Origin of the sequence: Amycolatopsis sp. TNS106 (assembly GCF_019330265.1) — a bacterium.
In the GTDB taxonomy this organism is placed as follows: domain Bacteria; phylum Actinomycetota; class Actinomycetes; order Mycobacteriales; family Pseudonocardiaceae; genus Amycolatopsis; species Amycolatopsis lurida.
Genome location: NZ_CP024972.1, coordinates 3,432,427 through 3,448,928, shown reverse-complemented (window position 1 = coordinate 3,448,928; position 16,502 = coordinate 3,432,427). Strand labels below are relative to the sequence as shown.

Sequence of the window (16,502 nt, the reverse complement as noted above, 5' to 3'; positions counted from 1 at the left end):
TGAGACGTGTTCTTCGCCCGATCGGGACGCGCAGGAACGAACAAATGTGCGGATGCTAACGGGTGGATGTACAAGGGCGGTAAGTTTCCCCCAGTCGGGCTAGCGACTGTCCGGTCACCGTCCGCTCTGCGGACAAGTGCATGAACGTTCGGTCGGTCGGATCCACACCGGACCACCCGGGCTCGGTGGTCCGTTGATCGTTTCGACGCGCGAACAAGTCCTCTCTGATGCCGAAGCCCCCGGAAGTTGATCTACGTCACGTTTCGTGGCCGCGTGGTGACCCTGCCGCGCGGAAGTCCGTGAAGGCCTCCTTCACTACCTTCAGGGTAGGGAAGGAGGCCTTCACGGACTTCCGCCATGAGGGTGTCAGCGCCGGCCCGGCCGATCGTGCTCGAACTCGCGACTCGCGTGCTTGGAGGCGTAACTCGCGTGATCAGAGACGTAACTCGCGAGTTACGCCTCCAAGCACGCGAGATACGTGTCTGATCACGCGAGTCACGCCTGGGGGCACCTTGCCCGGATGCGCGTGAAGGCCCCCTTCCCTCGGCTCAGCCGAGGGAAGGGGGCCTTCACGCGCGAAGCGTCAGCCGGTAGGTGGCTGGTAGACCTTCGTCAGCTTCGAGGCGGAACCCCGGTCCAGCAGCCAGAGCGTGCGACGCGAGCCGCGTGCTCCCGCCACCGGGATCTCGACCTCACCCGCACCGGCCAGTGCCTGCGCGACGGCGTCGGCCTTGGCGTCGCCGCCGGTGACCAGCCAGATGTCCTGCGCGCGACGGATCGCGGGCAGGGTCAGCGAGATCCGGGTCGGCGGCGGCTTCGGGCAGTCCCGCACCGCGACGACCGAGCGCTCCTTCTCGTGCACCGCTGGGCTGTCGGGGAAGATCGAGGCGGTGTGCCCCTCCCCGCCGAGGCCCAGCAGCATGATGTCGAACGCCGCGTCGTTGGCGGCGAGCACATCGGCGTATGCCGCGGCAGCGTTGTCCACGTCGTCGCCGAACTCGCCGTCCGAGGGGGCCATGGCGTGCACCCGCTTCGGGTCGAGCGGGACATGGTCGAGCAGCGCCTCGCGGGCCTGCTTCTCGTTGCGATCGTCCGAGTCCGCCGGGACGAAGCGCTCGTCGCCCCAGTAGACGTCCAGCCGCGACCAGTCGATGGCGTCCCGGGCACTGGAGTCGCGAAGCTCGCGCAGGATCGCGATCCCGGTGCCGCCGCCGGTGAGCACCACCGAAGCAGAGCCCTTGGCGGCCTGGACGTCGACGATCCGGGTGACCAGCCTGGCCGCCGCGGCGGCGGCCAGGAGGTCCGGGTTCTCATAGACGACGACCTCGGTCTTGCTCATGAGGCGCTGTTCGCGGTCTTGGCGGCCGGAGCCTTCTTCGCCGCCGGAGCCGCCTTCTTCGCCGGAGCGGCCTTGGCCGCGGTGCCCGACGAGATCTTGGCGAGCCCGTGGAGCGAAGCCTCGTAGACCTCGTCCGGGTCGAGCCGCCGCAGCTCCTCGATCAGGCAGTCCTTGTTGTTCCGCCGCTGCAGGGCGATGCGGCGCGTCGGCTGGCCCGGCTGGGTCAGCATGCCGACCCGGCCATCCGGCCGGTGCAGTTCCACCGGCCCGGAACGCCGGTCCAGCGTCACCGAGATGATGCCCGCGGCACCGCTGCTCTTGACCCGCCTCACCGGCACCTTGAGGTACTCGGCCAGCCAGCCGGCGAGCAGTTCGGTCGACGGCGAGTCGGCCTCACCGGTCACGGTCGCGCCGGTGACCTTCTCATGCGGCGGAAGGTCCAGAGCGGACACCAGCTGTGCGCGCCAGCTGGTCAGCCGGGTCCACGCCAGGTCGGTGTCACCCTCCACATAGGACTTCGCCCGGGTGGTGAGTGCCCTTATGGGCGCCTTTTCCGCCGCCGAGTCGGTGATCCGGCGCTGGGCCAGCTCACCGAGCGGGTCCTTGGCCGGAGCCTTCGGACCGGTACCCGGCCACCAGGTGACGATCGGCGCGTCCGGCAGCAGCAGCGGCACGACCGCGCTCTGCCCCTGCGAGGCCAGCGGGCCGTAGAGCCGCAGGACGATGACCTCGCTCGCGCCGGCGTCGCCGCCGACCCGGATCTGGCCGTCGATCCGCGGCGCCGCGGTCCGCGCGCCCTTGGCCACCACGATCACCCGTGAGGGGTGTTCCCGGCTGGCCTCGTTGGCCGCCTCGATCGCCTCTTCGAGTTTGTCGTCGTCGTCGGCGACTATGACCAGCGTCAGCACGCGGCCGAGCGCGACCTGCCCGCCCTGTTCGCGGATCTCGACGAGTTTCTTGTTCAGCTGCGACGTCGTGGTCGACGGCAGGTCGATGATCACGGACGCCTCCAGTTCCGGCCGGTACGCTCCAGCATTTCGTCCGCGGACGGCGGTCCCCACGAACCGGGCGGGTACGCCTCGGGCGCGCCCTTCTTGGCCCAGTGGTCGAGGATCGGGTCCAGGATCTCCCAGGACAGTTCGACCTCTTCGTTCACCGGGAACAGCGACGGTTCGCCGAGCAGCACGTCCAGGATCAGCCGTTCGTAGGCCTCCGGGGACGACTCGGTGAACGCGTGTCCGTAGCCGAAGTCCATGGTGACGTCGCGGACCTCCATCGTGGTCCCCGGCACCTTCGACCCGAACCGCAGCGTGATGCCCTCGTCGGGCTGCACCCGGATCACCAGCGCGTTCTGGCCCAGTTCCTCGGTCGAGGTCGAGTCGAACGGCAGATGCGGCGCCCGCTTGAACACCACGGCGATCTCGGTGACCCGGCGGCCCAGCCGCTTGCCGGTGCGCAGGTAGAACGGAACCCCCGCCCAGCGGCGGTTCTGCACCTCCAGCGTCACCGCGGCGTAGGTCTCGGTGGTCGAGTCCTTCGCGAAACCGCCTTCCTGCAGCAGGCCCGGCACCTTCATCCCGCCCTGCCAGCCGCCCGCGTACTGCCCGCGCGCGGTGGTCTCGTCGAACGGCGCCAGCGGCTTGGTCGCCGAAAGCACCTTGACCTTCTCCGCACGGAGCGCGCGCGGGGCGAACGAGACCGGCTCCTCCATCGCGGTCAGCGCGAGGAGCTGCAGGAGGTGGTTCTGGATGACGTCGCGTGCGGCGCCGATGCCGTCGTAGTACCCCGCGCGGCCGCCGAGACCGATGTCCTCGGCCATGGTGATCTGCACGTGATCGACGTAGTTGGCGTTCCAGATCGGCTCGAACAGCTGGTTCGCGAAGCGCAGCGCCAGCAGGTTCTGCACCGTCTCCTTGCCGAGGTAGTGGTCGATGCGGAACACCGACTCCTCGGGGAAGACGTCGTTCACGATCTCGTTGAGCTCCTTGGCGCTCTTGAGATCGCGGCCGAAGGGCTTCTCGATGACGACACGGCGCCAGGTGTCCTCGCTCGCCTCGGCGAGGCCGGAGCGGGCGAGCTGCTTGGTCACCACCGGGAACGCACTCGGCGGGATCGACAGGTAGAACGCGGTGTTGCCACCGGTGCCCCGCTCGGCGTCGAGGTCCTTGACCGTCTGCGCGAGCCGGTCGAAGGCGTCATCGTCGTCGAAGGTGCCCTGGACGAAGCGGATCCCTTCGGCGAGCCGGTTCCACACCGACTCCTTGAACGGCGTCCGCGCGTGCTCCTTGACCGAGTCGTGCACGAGCTCGCCGAAGTCCTGGTGCTCCCAGTCCCGCCGGGCGAACCCGACGAGCGAGAACCCGGCGGGCAGCAGGCCGCGGTGGGCGAGGTCGTAGATCGCCGGCATGAGCTTCTTGCGGGCGAGGTCACCGGTGACGCCGAAGATCACCAGGCTGGACGGCCCGGCGATCCGCGGCAGCCGCTTGTCGCGCGGATCGCGCAGCGGGTTGTTCCAGGCTCGTGTCACTCGCCGGCCTCCTGTACCGCGCGGACCAGTTCGGCCAGGCCGGCGGCCCGGTCGGTGAGGTGCAGGCGCAAGACCGGACGACCGTGCTCGGCGAGCACCTGGCCGTCCCCGAGTGCCTGGGCGTGCTGGAGCACGCCGAGCGTGTACGGCCGGTCCGGAACGTCGAGATCGTCCTCGACAGCGCCGGTGATCTGCAGGAAGACACCGTTCTGGTGCCCGCCCTTGTGGTACTGCCCGGTCGAGTGCAGGAACCGCGGCCCCCACCCGAAGGTGGTCTGGCGGCCGGTGCGCTTGGCGATCTCGCCGCGCAGGACCGCGGTCGACGCGTCATCGAGACGGTCGAGGTAGGCCTGCACCGCGATGTAGCCGGTTTCCGGGGCGGAGTCGAAGAAAGCCCGCAGGATGTCCGCGAGCTTCCCGTCGGTGGCCACGCCTTCCGAGCCGAACACCTCGACCGCGCCGTCCACAGTGGACGGCTTCTCGCCGCCCTTGAGCGCGTCCGGGTTGTCCAGAAGGGAGCGTGCGGCCTTCTTCGCGGCCTCGACGTCGGGCTGGTCGAACGGGTTGATCCCGAGCAGCCGTCCGGCGAGCGCGGTGGCGAACTCCCACAGCAGGAACTGCGCGCCGAGCGAGCCGGTCACGGAGATCTTCGCGGCGCCTTCGGCCGATCCGACCGCCACCGGGGTGGCGTCGTCCTTGGCGTCGGCGAACCCGGGGGAGTCCGGGCCCTCGACGGCGACCGGCAGGAGGCCGGTGCCCTGCTTGCCGGTGGATTCGGCGATCAGCTGCTCCGCCCAGTCGGCGAAACCCTTGATGCCCGAACCGGTGTCGGCGATGACGACCTTCTCGGCGCCCTTTTCGTGCGCCGCGACCCACGCCGCCGCGAGCTTGACCGCGGGGTTGTCCACGGAGTCGGCGGCCAGCTCGTCGGCCACCGAAGCGGCCTGGTCGAGCAGGCGGGCGACGTCCGCGCCGGCGAGCCCGGCCGGGACGAGCCCGAACGCGGTCAGCGCCGAATAACGGCCACCGACGTTCGGGTCGGCGAGGAAGACCTTGCGGTAACCCTCCTTTTCGGACAGTTCCGCGAACGGCGAGCCGGGGTCGGTGACGACCACGATCCGCCGGGCCGCGTCGATGCCCGCGTCGGCGAAGGCCTTCGCGAAGATCCGCCGGTGGCTGTCGGTCTCGACGGTGCCGCCGGACTTCGACGAGACGACGATGACCGTGCGCTCCAGGTCACCGGCCAGCGCGTCGGCTACCTGACCCGGGTCGGTGGTGTCGAGGACCGTCAGCGGGACGCCGTCGGTCGCGGTGATGACCTCGGGGGCCAGCGACGAACCGCCCATGCCCGCGAGGACGACGCGGTCGACGCCCTCGGAGCGCAGGTCGGTCCGCAGTGCCTCGATCTCGCCGATCAACGGCCGCGAGGACTTGTGCAGCGTCGTCCACGAGAGACGGATCGACGCTTCGGACTCGGCTTCGGGACCCCACAGTGTGGCGTCCTGGGACGCCAGTTTCGATGCGACCTGGTCGGCGACGAGCCGCTCCGCGAACGGAGCGGCTTCGCCGGCCAGGGCGGCGTCGACGATTTCGACGCCGGTCGTTTCCCCTGCCATGGTCCAGATCAGTCCTTTGCCTTGTCCAGCTGCCCGGTGACGGTCTCGAGAAGCTCGGTCCACGACTTCTCGAACTTCTCGACGCCCTCGTTCTCAAGGGTCAGGAACACGTCGGTGATGTCGATGCCGATCGCGCTCAGCTTGTCGAAGACGGCCTGCGCGTCGGCGGCCTTGCCGGTCACCGTGTCGCCGGTGACGTCGGCGTGGTCCGCCGCGGCGTCGAGGGTCTTCTCCGGCATCGTGTTGACCGTGTCCTTGACGACGAGCTGGTCCACGTAGCGGGTGTCGGAGTACTGCGGGTCCTTCACGCCGGTGGAGGCCCACAGCGGACGCTGCGCGTTCGCGCCGGCCTCGGCGAGCGCCTTCCAGCGGTCCGAAGCGAAGAGCTCCTCGAACGCCGCGTACGCGAGGCGCGCGTTGGCGATCGCGGCTTCACCGCGCAGCGCGGTGGCGGCGTCGGTGCCGATCGCGTCGAGCCGCTTGTCGATCTCGGTGTCCACACGAGACACGAAGAACGACGCGACCGAGTGGATGCCCTTGAGGTCGTGGCCGTTGGCCTTCGCCTGCTCAAGCCCGGCGAAGTAGGCCTCGATGACCGCCCGGTACCGCTCGACCGAGAAGATCAGCGTGACGTTGACGCTGATGCCCTCGGCCAGGGTCTTGGTGATCGCCGGGAGACCCTCTTCGGTGGCCGGGATCTTGATCAGCACGTTCGGCCGGTCCACGGTCTTCCACAGGTCCTGCGCCTCGGCCACCGTCTTGTCGGAGTCCTTGGCCAGCCGCGGGTCCACCTCGATGGACACCCGGCCGTCGACCCCGTTAGTGGCGGTGTAGACGTCGCGGAACAGGTCCGCGGCGTTGCGCACGTCGGTGGTGGTCAGCTCGCGGATTGTGGCCTCGACGTCGGCGCCGCGGGCGGCCAGTTCGCGAGTCTGCTCGTCGTACGCCTCGCCCTTCGACATCGCGTTGGCGAAGATCGTCGGGTTGGTCGTCACGCCCACGACGTGCTTGTCGCGGATGAGGCCGGCGAGGTTGCCGGTGTTCAGGCGCTCACGGGACAGGTCGTCGAGCCAGATCGAGACGCCTGCCTCGGACAGCTGAGCGAGCTTGTCGTTGCTCATGCTTTCCCCTTCAGTTCTTGGTGTTGGCGATCGAGCGACGGGCGGCCTCGACGACTGCCTCCGCGGTGAAACCGAACTCACGGAACAGTGTGGCGGCGTCGGCCGAAGCACCGAAGTGCTCGATCGAAACGTTCACCCCGGCGTCACCGGTGAAGCGGTGCCACGACTGGGCGATACCGGCTTCCACGGAAACGCGTGCCTTGACCGACGGCGGGAGGACGGAGTCCTTGTAGGACTGCTCCTGCGCGTCGAACCACTCGACACACGGCATCGAGACGACGCTCGCCGGGATGCCGTCGGCTTCGAGGGTCTTGCGGGCCTCGACGGCCAGCTGGACTTCGGAGCCGGTCGCGATCAGCACGACCTCGGGGCTGCCGTTGGACGCCTCGGCGAGGACGTAACCGCCCCGCTTGACGCCTTCGGCGCTGGTGCCCTCCAGCACCGGCACGTTCTGCCGGGTCAGCGCGAGGCCCGACGGGTGGTGGACGTCCTCCAGGACGGCCTTCCACGCGTACGCGGTCTCGTTGGCGTCCGCCGGGCGGACGACGTTGAGGCCGGGGATGGCGCGCAGGGCGGAGAGCTGCTCGATCGGCTGGTGGGTGGGGCCGTCCTCGCCCAGGCCGATCGAGTCGTGCGTCCACACGTAGGTGACCGGCGCCTTCATCAGCGCGGCCAGCCGCACGGGCGGGCGCATGTAGTCGGAGAAGATCAGGAACGTCGCGCCGTAGGGGCGGGTGCCGCCGTGCAGCGCGATGCCGTTGAGGATCGAGCCCATCGCGTGCTCGCGGATGCCGAAGTGCAGCGTCCGGCCGTACGGGCTGGTCTTCCACATGTCGGTGGAAGCCTTCTCCGGGCCGAACGAGTCGGCCCCCTTCATGGTGGTGTTGTTGCTCTCCGCGAGGTCCGCGGAACCGCCCCACAGCTCGGGAAGCGGCTCGGCGAGCGCGTTGAGCACCTCACCGGAGGCCTTGCGGGTCGCGATGCCCTTGGCGTCCGGCTCCCACTTCGGCAGGTTGTCCGCGAAGCCCTCGGGCAGCGTGCGGGTCGACATCCGGTCCGCGATCTTCTTGCGCTCCGGGTTCGCGGCGCCCCACGCCTCGAACTTCTCCTGCCATTCGGCGCGGGCGGTCTTGCCGCGGTCGACGGCCTGGCGGGTGTGCGCGATGACCTCGTCGTCGACCTGGAAGCTCTGCTCCGGGTCGAAGCCCAGGATCTCCTTGACCGCGGCGACCTCTTCGGCGCCGAGCGCGGCGCCGTGGGCCTTGCCGGTGCCCATCTTCTTCGGCGCCGGGTACCCGATGACGGTCTTCAGCGCGATGAACGACGGGCGCTCGGTCTCGGCCTTCGCGGCCTTGATGGCCTCTTCGATCGCGACGACGTCTTCGCCACCCTCGACGACCTGGGTGTGCCACCCGTACGCCTCGTAGCGCTTCACGACGTCCTCGGACAGCGCGATCTTGGTGTCGTCCTCGATCGAGATCTCGTTGTCGTCCCAGAAGACGATCAGGTTGCCCAGCTCCTGGCGGCCGGCGATCGAGGAGGCCTCGGCGGTGACGCCCTCTTCGATGTCACCGTCGGAAGCGACGACGTAGACGTAGTGGTCGAAGATGCTCTCGCCCTGCGGGGCGTCCGGGTCCAGCAGACCGCGCTCGCGGCGGGCCGCCATCGCCATGCCGACCGCGTTGGCCAGGCCCTGTCCGAGCGGGCCGGTGGTGGTCTCGACGCCCTTGGTGTGGCGGTACTCCGGGTGACCCGGGGTCTTCGAGTCCCACTTGCGCAGCTGCTTCAGGTCTTCCAGCTCCAGGCCGAACCCGGCGAGGTACAGCTGGATGTAGAGGGTGAGGCTCGAGTGACCGGCGGAGAGGACGAAGCGGTCACGAGCGGGCCACTCGGGGTCCGCCGGGTCATGACGCAGCGTCCGCTGGAAGAGCGTGTACGCGAGCGGCGCCAGGCTCATCGCGGTGCCGGGGTGACCGCTGCCGCAGTTCTCGACCGCGTCCGCGGCGAGCACCCGAACGGTGTCGACGGCCCGCGTGTCGAGGTCGGTCCAGTCGGCGGGCACGTTGCGCCGGAGGAGTGGGTTCTTCTCGCTGGTAGAGGCGGTTTCGGACACTGAACTCGAACTCCCCGTCATCAGGTTGTGGCTTCTCTTCCCTCGTGGGTAACCCATGGGTACCGCTACTAATCTCAATCGATCCGGAAGGGACGATATTCCTGGTCCGGGCCGTTCGCAGAGGTACGCCGCGAGCTACCGCGGCCAGCCTAATGGTTCGGCCGGTCGAGGACCCGCGATCACCCTCTGGAAACAGCACGTCTAACATCGAGGAAGGGTTCAGAACACGGGATCCGGGGCCGCCACATCACCCGGAAGCCTGGTGGACCCCGCCCCGAAAACTGACGCAGGGAGTGAAATGTCGTTGGTGAACGCTGCGCACGGACGCAGTGACAGCACCAGCGCCGTACATCCGACCGGTGCGCGAGGGTCGCTTGCGGGCCCGAGCCATGGGGACGGACCGCACGGTGGCCGGCGAACAATCCGCCAGGTCGTCGGCGCGTACGCCGCCCTCGCGAAGCCCAGGGTGATCGAGCTCCTCCTGGTCACCACGATTCCCGCGATGTTCCTGGCCGGCCGGGAAATCCCGTCGCCGTGGCTGGTTCTCGCGACGCTCGTGGGCGGCACCATGGCCGCCGGCAGCGCCAACGCCTTGAACTGCGTCATCGACGCGGACATCGACAAGGTGATGAACCGCACCAAGCGCCGCCCGCTGGTGAAGGAATCGGTGCCCCGGCGCGGCGCGCTGATCTTCGGTCTCGTGCTCGGCGTCCTGTCGTTCGTCGTGCTCTATTTCACGGTGAACCTGCTCTCGGCGATCCTCGCGATCGTGACGATCCTCTTCTACATCTTCGTCTACACGCTGGTGTTGAAGCGGCGTACGTCACAGAACGTCGTCTGGGGCGGTGCGGCGGGCTGCATGCCGGTCGTCATCGGCTGGGCCGCCGTCACCGGCACCGTGGAGTGGCCCGCGTTCGTGATGTTCGGCGTCATCTTCTTCTGGACCCCGCCGCACACGTGGGCGCTGGGCATGAAGTACCGCGACGACTACGAGCGCGCCGGTGTGCCGATGCTGCCGGTGGTCGCCACCCCGCAGCACGTGGCGCGGCAGATCGTCATCTACTCGTGGGTGATGGTCGCGTGGACGCTGCTGCTGGTCCCGGTGACGAGCTGGATCTACACGACGTTCGCTTTGCTCGCCGGTGGTTGGTTCCTCTTCTACGCGCACAGCCTGAACGCGGCGGTGCGGCGCGGTGAGGAGACCAAGCCGATGTCGCTGTTCCACCGGTCGAACACGTACCTGATGATCGTGTTCGTCGCGCTGGCGGTCGACTCGGCGATCGGGCTGCCGGTCATCGGGCTGCCTTTCTGATCTTGTAGCGCGTGAAGGCCCCCTTCGCTCGGCTCAGCCGAGCGAAGGGGGCCTTCACGCGTGTGGTGCTCTGCTGGCGGGAGGGTTCCCAATGTCGCATTTGAGTCGCTGAGCGTCTCCAAAGCGACATTGGGAACCTGGCCTGAAGGCGTCCTTCAGGACGCTCGAACCTCTGGCCGTTCCCGTGGGCGGCGCGCGTTGCCGGTCCGAGCCACCCGTCAGTACCGTCCGGCGGAGTGACGAGTACGACCGAGCGCGCGACCATGGCGGTCGCCTGCCTGATCGTCTTCACCGCCCAGATGGCGACGACGATCTACCTCCCTTCCCTCCCGATGGTCGAGCGCGATTTCGCGGGTGTCGCGGCCACTTTCGCCGCGCTGCTCCACGAGAACGTCGTGTGGGCGAGTGTGGCCACCGTCCTGTCCCTCACCGCCTTCCTCCTGGTCCGGGTACGCGTGCGGGAATGAGATGATGGCGGGCGCCGTTGTAATCCGTTCGGCCCCTGTCCCACCTCTCGAAAGCAGGCTGCTTTTGTCCGTGTCCCCGGACCGGGAACCCGACGCGCTCGAGCAGGACGTCGCGCTCGAGCAGCAGTACGTCACCACCCTCTACCGCAAGCTCGACGCCGAACGCGTGGACGCGCAGCGCAGGCTCGACGAGACGCTGCGCCAGACCGGCGGCACCCCGCAGGCGCGTACCGAACGCGATGTCGCCACGACGCTGTACACCGACCGGCTGGCCCAGCTGAGCTCCGTCGAGCAGGGCCTGTGCTTCGGCCGCCTCGACTTCCTTCCGGAGCACGGCGAGGAGACCACCTACATCGGGCGGCTCGGGCTGTTCGACGAGGACGACGACTACCGTCCGCTGCTCGTCGACTGGCGCGCGCCGGTCGCACGGCCCTTCTACCTCGCCACCGCCGCTTCCCCCGAAGGTGTGCGGCGGCGCCGCCACATCCGGTCGCTGAGCCGGAAGGTCGTCGGCGTCGACGACGAGATCCTCGACCTGTCCGCCGCCGACCAGGGCCAGGACCTCGGGCTCGCGGGCGAGGCGGCGCTTCTGGCCGCGCTCGAACGCCGTCGCACCGGTGAGATGAGCGACATCGTCGCCACCATCCAGGCCGAGCAGGACCGCATCATCCGCGCGTCGCCGAACGGAGTCCTGGTGGTCCAGGGCGGCCCGGGAACCGGCAAGACCGCCGTCGCGCTGCACCGTGCCGCGTACCTGCTCTACACGCACCGCCAGCAGCTCACCACGCGCGGCGTGCTGGTGGTCGGGCCGAACAGCACGTTCCTTCGCTACATCGGGCAGGTCCTGCCGTCGCTGGGCGAGACCGGGGTGCTGCTGGCCACGATCGGGCAGCTGTATCCGGGGCTGGACGCCGACGGCCCGGTCACCCGCGAGGCCGCCGAGATCAAGGGCCGTCCGGTGATGGCCGACGTGCTCGCGAACGCGGTCCGCGACCGGCAGCGCGTGCCGGAACCGGTGCTGGAGATCGAATTCGAGCGCGAGATCCTCATGCTCGACCGCAAGACCTGCACCGAGGCGCGGACGCGGGCCCGCCGGTCGCGCCGTCCGCACAACCTCGCCCGGCGGATCTTCGTCTCGGACCTCCTCGACGCGCTGACCCGGCAGGCCGCCCGGAAACTGGGGGAGGACCTGCTCGACGCGCGCGACGTCCAGGACATCCGGGCGGAGGTCGCCGCGGATCGGAACGTGGCCGCCGCGATCGACGGGCTGTGGCCGAAACTCACCCCCGAGATCGTGCTCGACGAGCTGTTCGCTGACCGCGAACGGTTGCGCAGCGCGGCCGGAAAGGCCTTGTCGGACACCGATCGTGAGCATCTCTACAGCCCGACGGACGCGAGGTGGAGCCCGTCGGACGTCCCGCTGCTCGACGAACTCGCCGAATTGCTCGGCGAGGACGACACCGAAGCCCGTGCCGAGGCCGCTCGCCGCGAGCGGGAAGACCGCGCCTACGCGGAAGGCGTACTCGACATCCTCGAACAGGACGAGGAGATCGTCGACGAGGAACTGCTGAGGGTGGGCGACGTCCTCGACGCGGAGCTGTTCGCCGAACGTCAGCAGCGCCGCAGTGAGATGACCGCGGCGCAGCGGGCCGCTCAGGACCGGACGTGGACCTTCGGGCACGTGATCGTCGACGAGGCGCAGGAACTGACCGCGATGGACTGGCGGCTGCTGATGCGCCGGTCGCCGAACCGGTCGATGACGCTGGTCGGCGACGTCGCGCAGACCGGGGCGGCCGGTGGGGCGCGGACGTGGGGAGAGGCGCTTTCGCCGTACGTCGCCGATCGCTGGCGGCTCGAAGAACTGACCGTGAACTACCGGACCCCGGCGGAGATCATGGCCGTCGCGTCCCGGGTGCTCGCCGAGGTCAACCCGGAACTGGAGGCGCCGGTTTCGGTGCGGGAGACGGGTTTCGAACCCTGGCTGCGGTCCGTGGACCCGGCGGATCTCACCGTGGAACTGCCCGGCCTCGTCGAGGCCGAACTGTCCGCTGTGGACGGTGGGACGGTCGCCGTGCTGTGCCCGTCGCCCCTGGTCGCTTCGCTCTCGGAGACGCTCGGCGAGGCGGGGGACCGGGTGTCGGTGATGCCGGTCGAGCGGGCGAAGGGCCTGGAGTTCGATTCGGTGCTGCTGGTGGCCCCCGACGAGGTCATCGCCGAATCGCCGCGTGGGCTCAACGATCTTTATGTGGCCCTGACCAGGGCGACCCGTCGGATGGGCGTAGTGCAGACCGGTGACCTTGTTCCCGCGCTGGAGGGTCTTGGCTAAGGTCGGCCGCATGCGCACATTCGGCAAGATCGTGGTCATCGGCGCGGGCGTCCTCGCCCTGGCGGCCTGTGGCGAGAAACAGAACACCGCAGGTTCGGCCCAGACCTCCGGCGCGGCCCCCGCGTCGGCGTCGTCGTCGGCTCCGGCCGCCCCGAAGGGCAAGGAATGCACGGCCGAGGACGTGAAGACCACAGGGAAGTTCGGCGAGGCGCCGACCATCACCATCCCGGACGACTGCGACCCGCCGAAGAAGCTCATCACCAAGGATCTTGAGCCCGGCACCGGTGAGGGCGCCAAGGCAGGCGCGAACCTGAAGATGAACTATTCGCTGGTCACCTGGTCCAACAAGCAGAAGCTCGACAGCTCGTTCGACCGCGGTGAACCGTTCGAGCTGACGCTCGGCGCCGGCATGGTCATCCAGGGCTGGGACAAGGGCCTCGAAGGGATCAAGCAGGGTGCGCGGCGGCTGCTGATCATCCCGCCGGACCTCGGCTACGGCCAGGGCGGCAACGGTATCGCGCCGAACGAGACCCTGGTGTTCGTGACCGACGCGGTGAGCGTCCCGACCGACAAGGGCTGATGGGGACTTCCGACGGCCGCGTCCACCGAGGAACGGTTCGTTCCTGGCTGGTGGACGAGGGCTGGGGAGTGGTCGAGTCGGCCGATTTCGCCGACCCGATCTGGGCCCACTACGCGATGCTGGAGGGCTTCGGCCCCGGTGAATTCCGGCAGCTTCGCGTGGGCGACGAGGTCGAGCTGACCGTCGAGCACGCGGAACAGGACGAGTTCCGGCTGCGGGCGCTCTGGGTCCGCGCCGCAAGTCCGTGAAGGCCTCCTTGAGGGACCCAGGGTCCCTCAAGGGGGCCTTCACGGACTTCCTGGTCAGCCGGCGTACTCCCAGGTGAGCAGGTTGATCTCCAGCCCCTTCTCGACCTTCGTCTCCGGCGGCGCGTCGGTCAGGACGTAGCCGACCCGGCGAGCGACGGCCTGGCTGGCCGCGTTCTCGGCGTCGATCTTCAGCTGGAGCGGTCCGAGCCCGAGGTCCAGCGCGTGAGCGGTGATGACCCGCAAAGCCCGCGCGGCCAGATCCCGCCCGCGGTGGGCGGGACCGACGGCGTACCCGAGTTCGGCTGAGTCCTCCTTCAGGAACAGCACCACTTCGCCGAGCGGCTCGCCGCCTTCGGCCGTGATGGCGAGCCGAAGTCCGTTGCCCTCCTCGCGGCGGGCGACGGACTTCGCGTAATGGGCCTTCGCCGCCACCTCGTCGAACGGCGAAGGCAGCGGCGTGAACCGCGCGACAGCGGGATTGTCGAACAGCCCCGGCATGAACGCGATGTCGTCTTCGGCCCACTCCCGGAGAACGAGCCCTTCACCGATGAGCCGGACGTCCTCCGGCCAGAGCGTCGTCACGGGATCAGCAGGAGCTTGCCGGTGGTGCGGCGGCCCTGGAGGTCTTCGTGCGCCTGACGCGCGTCGGCCAGCGGGTAGCGGCCGCCGATCCGGATGTTCAGCGAGCCGTCCTGGACCGCGGCGAACAGTTCGTTCACGCGCCACTCCAGTTCCTCGCGGGTGAGCACGTAGTGCGCGGAGGTCGGGCGGGTGAGGTACACCGAGCCGCTGCGGTTGAGCAGCTGCGGGTCGATCGGCGGGACCGGGCCGCTGGCCGCGCCGTAGAGGGCGAGCAGGCCGCGGATCTTCAGGCTCGCCAGGCTGCCGTCCACAGTGGACTTGCCGACCCCGTCGTAGACGACCTCGACGCCCTTGCCGCGGGTGAGGTCGCGGACGGCCTCGGCGAAGTCGACCTGGTCGTAGCGGATGACGTCGTCCGCGCCCGCCTGCTTGGCGAGTTCGGCCTTCTCGTCGGTGGAGACGGTGCCGATGACCCGGGCGCCGCGGGCCTTGGCCAGCTGGACCAGCAGCAGGCCCATCCCGCCCGCCGCGGCGTGGATCAGCACGTCGTCCCCGGCCTTGACCTCGTAGGTCGAGGCGATCAGCGCGTGCGCGGTGACACCCTGGAGCATCGTGGCGGCGGCGGTCTCCTCCGTCACGCCGTCCGGGATCTTCACCGCGATCGCGGCGGGGAGCACGCGGCGCTGGGCGTAGCTGCCCAGTGAACCCTGCCAGGCGACGCGATCGCCGACGGCGAAACCGGTGACGTCCGCGCCGACCGCGGCCACCGTGCCGGCGCCCTCCATGCCCAGGATGAACGGCGTGTCGACCGGGTAGATGCCCTCGCGGTGATAGGTGTCGATGTAGTTGACGCCCGCCGCCGCGACGTCCACGAGCAGTTCGCCGGAACCGGGTTCGCCGACCTCGACTTCGGACAGCTCAAGGACTTCGGGGCCACCGGTTCGCCGGATCTGCACTGCCGCGGGCATACATCCTCCTCGTTCAAGGTCGTTCCGACCGGCACAACTATGGCCGACGCCACGGTTATTCCGCGTCCCGGGCCTTTCGCGGTTAAGCTCGGCGCGTGGCTGAGACCGAAGAGAAGACCGAGACCGCCGCCCCGACGTCGCGCCAGGTCGCGGCCGCCCGCGACTTCGTGAAGCGGCACGGGAAGCCGTCGCGCGCGGTGGTGGAGAACATCGGCCGGGTCGGCGCGCGCGTCGTGCTCGTGGGCGCCGACGGCGCGCTCGGCGACGTCGTCGTCACCTCCGTGGAGGCGGGCGAGGCACTGGTCGAGGCCGTCGAAGACCTCGAGCCCGCCGAGTGGGACAGCGAGACCGTGAAGGCCACCAAGATCGGCGCCGAGCACCGCCGCCGGATGGCGGGGAAGTGAGCGGCTCCGCGATCTTCGTCGCCTGCTCCAGCCTGCCGGAAGGCGACGGCGACGAGCACGCGGTACCCGAGGCGCTGGCCGACCTCGGCTTCAAGACCCGCTGGGCCGCCTGGGACGACACGACCGTCGACTTCGGCGCCGCGGACATCGTGGTGCTGCGCGCCACCTGGGACTACGCCGAGCGCCGCGACGAGTTCCTGTCCTGGACCGAATCCGTGCCGGCCTTGGCCAATTCGGCCGACGTCGTGCGGTGGAACACCGACAAGTCCTACCTGGCCGAACTCGGCGACGCCGGGGTCGCGGTCGTGCCGACGACCCTGATCGCGCCGGACGACAAGGCCCCGCGCTGGCCCAAGGGCGAATTCGTGCTGAAGCCCGCGGTCGGTGCCGGTTCGCGAGGCGCGGGCCGGTTCACCGCGGGCGACGCGGCCGCCGCACATCTCTCCGGGCTGCAAGCCGACGGCAGCACCGTGCTGCTCCAGCCGTATCAGTCCAGTGTGGACAGTGAAGGCGAGATCGCGCTGGTGTACTTCGGCGGCGTGTACTCGCACGCGTTCTCGAAAGCCGCGATGCTGGGCCGGGAACTCGACGAGTCCGGGCTGTACGTGACGGAAAAGCTCGCCCCCGTGCAGCCCGCGGCCGCGTTCCGCGCGCTGGCCGAAGACGCTTTGGACGCGACGGCGGCGCTGCTGGGCATCCTGCGCGCGGAGCTGCTCTACGCGCGCGTCGACCTCGTCGCCGGGCCGGACGGACGGCCGCTGCTGCTGGAATTGGAGCTTGTCGAGCCTTCGCTCGGGTTCCGCCAGACCGACGCCGCCGCGGCCTGGCGTTTCGCCTCCGCCGTCCGGCAGCAACTCGCCTGACCCGCCCCCTCGCGATGCTATGAACGGGCCGTTCCT

At 69.5% G+C, this 16,502-nt stretch carries 15 protein-coding genes; 7 read left to right on the top strand and 8 right to left on the bottom strand.

The genetic code is table 11. The features are described 5' to 3' along the window. Positions 1 to 583: 583 nt before the first annotated feature. Genes pgl through tkt form a run of 6 tightly spaced genes read right to left on the bottom strand, consistent with a single transcriptional unit; the run spans position 584 to position 8,716 of the window. Entirely contained in the window at positions 584 to 1,339 is a 756-nt protein-coding gene (pgl, locus tag CVV72_RS15230) for a 6-phosphogluconolactonase (RefSeq protein ID WP_219153049.1), read from the bottom strand. Then, entirely contained in the window at positions 1,336 to 2,340 is a 1,005-nt protein-coding gene (gene opcA, locus CVV72_RS15225) for a glucose-6-phosphate dehydrogenase assembly protein OpcA (protein WP_219153048.1), read from the bottom strand. The genes pgl and opcA overlap by 4 nt, the downstream gene beginning before the upstream one ends. Then, positions 2,337 to 3,866, bottom strand: a complete 1,530-nt coding sequence (zwf, locus tag CVV72_RS15220) for a glucose-6-phosphate dehydrogenase (protein WP_063270998.1) — start codon at positions 3,864 to 3,866, stop codon at positions 2,337 to 2,339. The genes opcA and zwf overlap by 4 nt, the downstream gene beginning before the upstream one ends. Continuing rightward, positions 3,863 to 5,482, bottom strand: coding sequence for a glucose-6-phosphate isomerase (locus CVV72_RS15215; RefSeq protein ID WP_219153047.1), 1,620 nt, complete (start codon positions 5,480 to 5,482; stop codon positions 3,863 to 3,865). The genes zwf and CVV72_RS15215 overlap by 4 nt, the downstream gene beginning before the upstream one ends. Positions 5,483 to 5,490: 8 nt before the next feature. Further along, positions 5,491 to 6,603, bottom strand: a complete 1,113-nt coding sequence (gene tal, locus CVV72_RS15210) for a transaldolase (protein WP_219153046.1) — start codon at positions 6,601 to 6,603, stop codon at positions 5,491 to 5,493. A gap of 10 nt (positions 6,604 to 6,613) precedes the next feature. Next, complete coding sequence (gene tkt, locus CVV72_RS15205; protein ID WP_219153045.1) at positions 6,614 to 8,716, bottom strand: transketolase; 2,103 nt, start codon at positions 8,714 to 8,716, stop codon at positions 6,614 to 6,616. 298 nt (positions 8,717 to 9,014) lie between these two features. On the opposite strand from tkt, the gene CVV72_RS15200 reads away from it, so the two are divergent. From CVV72_RS15200 to CVV72_RS15180, 5 genes are all read left to right on the top strand, one after another. After that, positions 9,015 to 10,028 carry a heme o synthase gene (locus CVV72_RS15200; protein ID WP_219153044.1) on the top strand — a complete coding sequence of 338 codons (1,014 nt, stop codon included), beginning with the start codon at positions 9,015 to 9,017 and terminating at the stop codon, positions 10,026 to 10,028. A gap of 236 nt (positions 10,029 to 10,264) precedes the next feature. Continuing rightward, positions 10,265 to 10,495 (top strand): hypothetical protein, encoded by a 231-nt coding sequence (locus tag CVV72_RS15195; RefSeq protein ID WP_219153043.1) that lies wholly within the window; start codon positions 10,265 to 10,267, stop codon positions 10,493 to 10,495. A 70-nt stretch (positions 10,496 to 10,565) separates the two neighbouring features. Beyond that, positions 10,566 to 12,821, top strand: coding sequence for a UvrD-helicase domain-containing protein (locus tag CVV72_RS15190; protein ID WP_255632776.1), 2,256 nt, complete (start codon positions 10,566 to 10,568; stop codon positions 12,819 to 12,821). 10 nt (positions 12,822 to 12,831) lie between these two features. Then, positions 12,832 to 13,401, top strand: a complete 570-nt coding sequence (locus tag CVV72_RS15185; protein ID WP_219153041.1) for an FKBP-type peptidyl-prolyl cis-trans isomerase — start codon at positions 12,832 to 12,834, stop codon at positions 13,399 to 13,401. Further along, on the top strand, positions 13,401 to 13,649 hold the full coding sequence (locus CVV72_RS15180) for a cold shock domain-containing protein (RefSeq protein ID WP_219153040.1): 249 nt from the start codon (positions 13,401 to 13,403) through the stop codon (positions 13,647 to 13,649). Before CVV72_RS15185 ends, CVV72_RS15180 begins: the two co-directional genes overlap by 1 nt. 54 nt (positions 13,650 to 13,703) lie before the next feature. Here the strand turns inward: CVV72_RS15180 and CVV72_RS15175 are convergent, their stop codons facing one another. Both CVV72_RS15175 and CVV72_RS15170 read right to left on the bottom strand, forming a co-directional pair. Next, on the bottom strand, positions 13,704 to 14,231 hold the full coding sequence (locus CVV72_RS15175; RefSeq protein WP_219153039.1) for a GNAT family N-acetyltransferase: 528 nt from the start codon (positions 14,229 to 14,231) through the stop codon (positions 13,704 to 13,706). After that, the gene (locus CVV72_RS15170) at positions 14,228 to 15,199 is read right to left on the bottom strand and encodes a quinone oxidoreductase (RefSeq protein ID WP_219153038.1); all 972 of its coding nucleotides are present in this window, start codon (positions 15,197 to 15,199) and stop codon (positions 14,228 to 14,230) included. Before CVV72_RS15170 ends, CVV72_RS15175 begins: the two co-directional genes overlap by 4 nt. Positions 15,200 to 15,294: 95 nt before the next feature. Here CVV72_RS15170 and CVV72_RS15165 point away from each other — a divergent pair, with 95 nt between their 5' ends. Beyond that, entirely contained in the window at positions 15,295 to 15,603 is a 309-nt protein-coding gene (locus CVV72_RS15165; RefSeq protein WP_034311792.1) for a hypothetical protein, read from the top strand. Continuing rightward, positions 15,600 to 16,466 carry a RimK family alpha-L-glutamate ligase gene (locus CVV72_RS15160; RefSeq protein WP_219153037.1) on the top strand — a complete coding sequence of 289 codons (867 nt, stop codon included), beginning with the start codon at positions 15,600 to 15,602 and terminating at the stop codon, positions 16,464 to 16,466. The genes CVV72_RS15165 and CVV72_RS15160 overlap by 4 nt, the downstream gene beginning before the upstream one ends. Positions 16,467 to 16,502 lie beyond the last annotated feature (36 nt).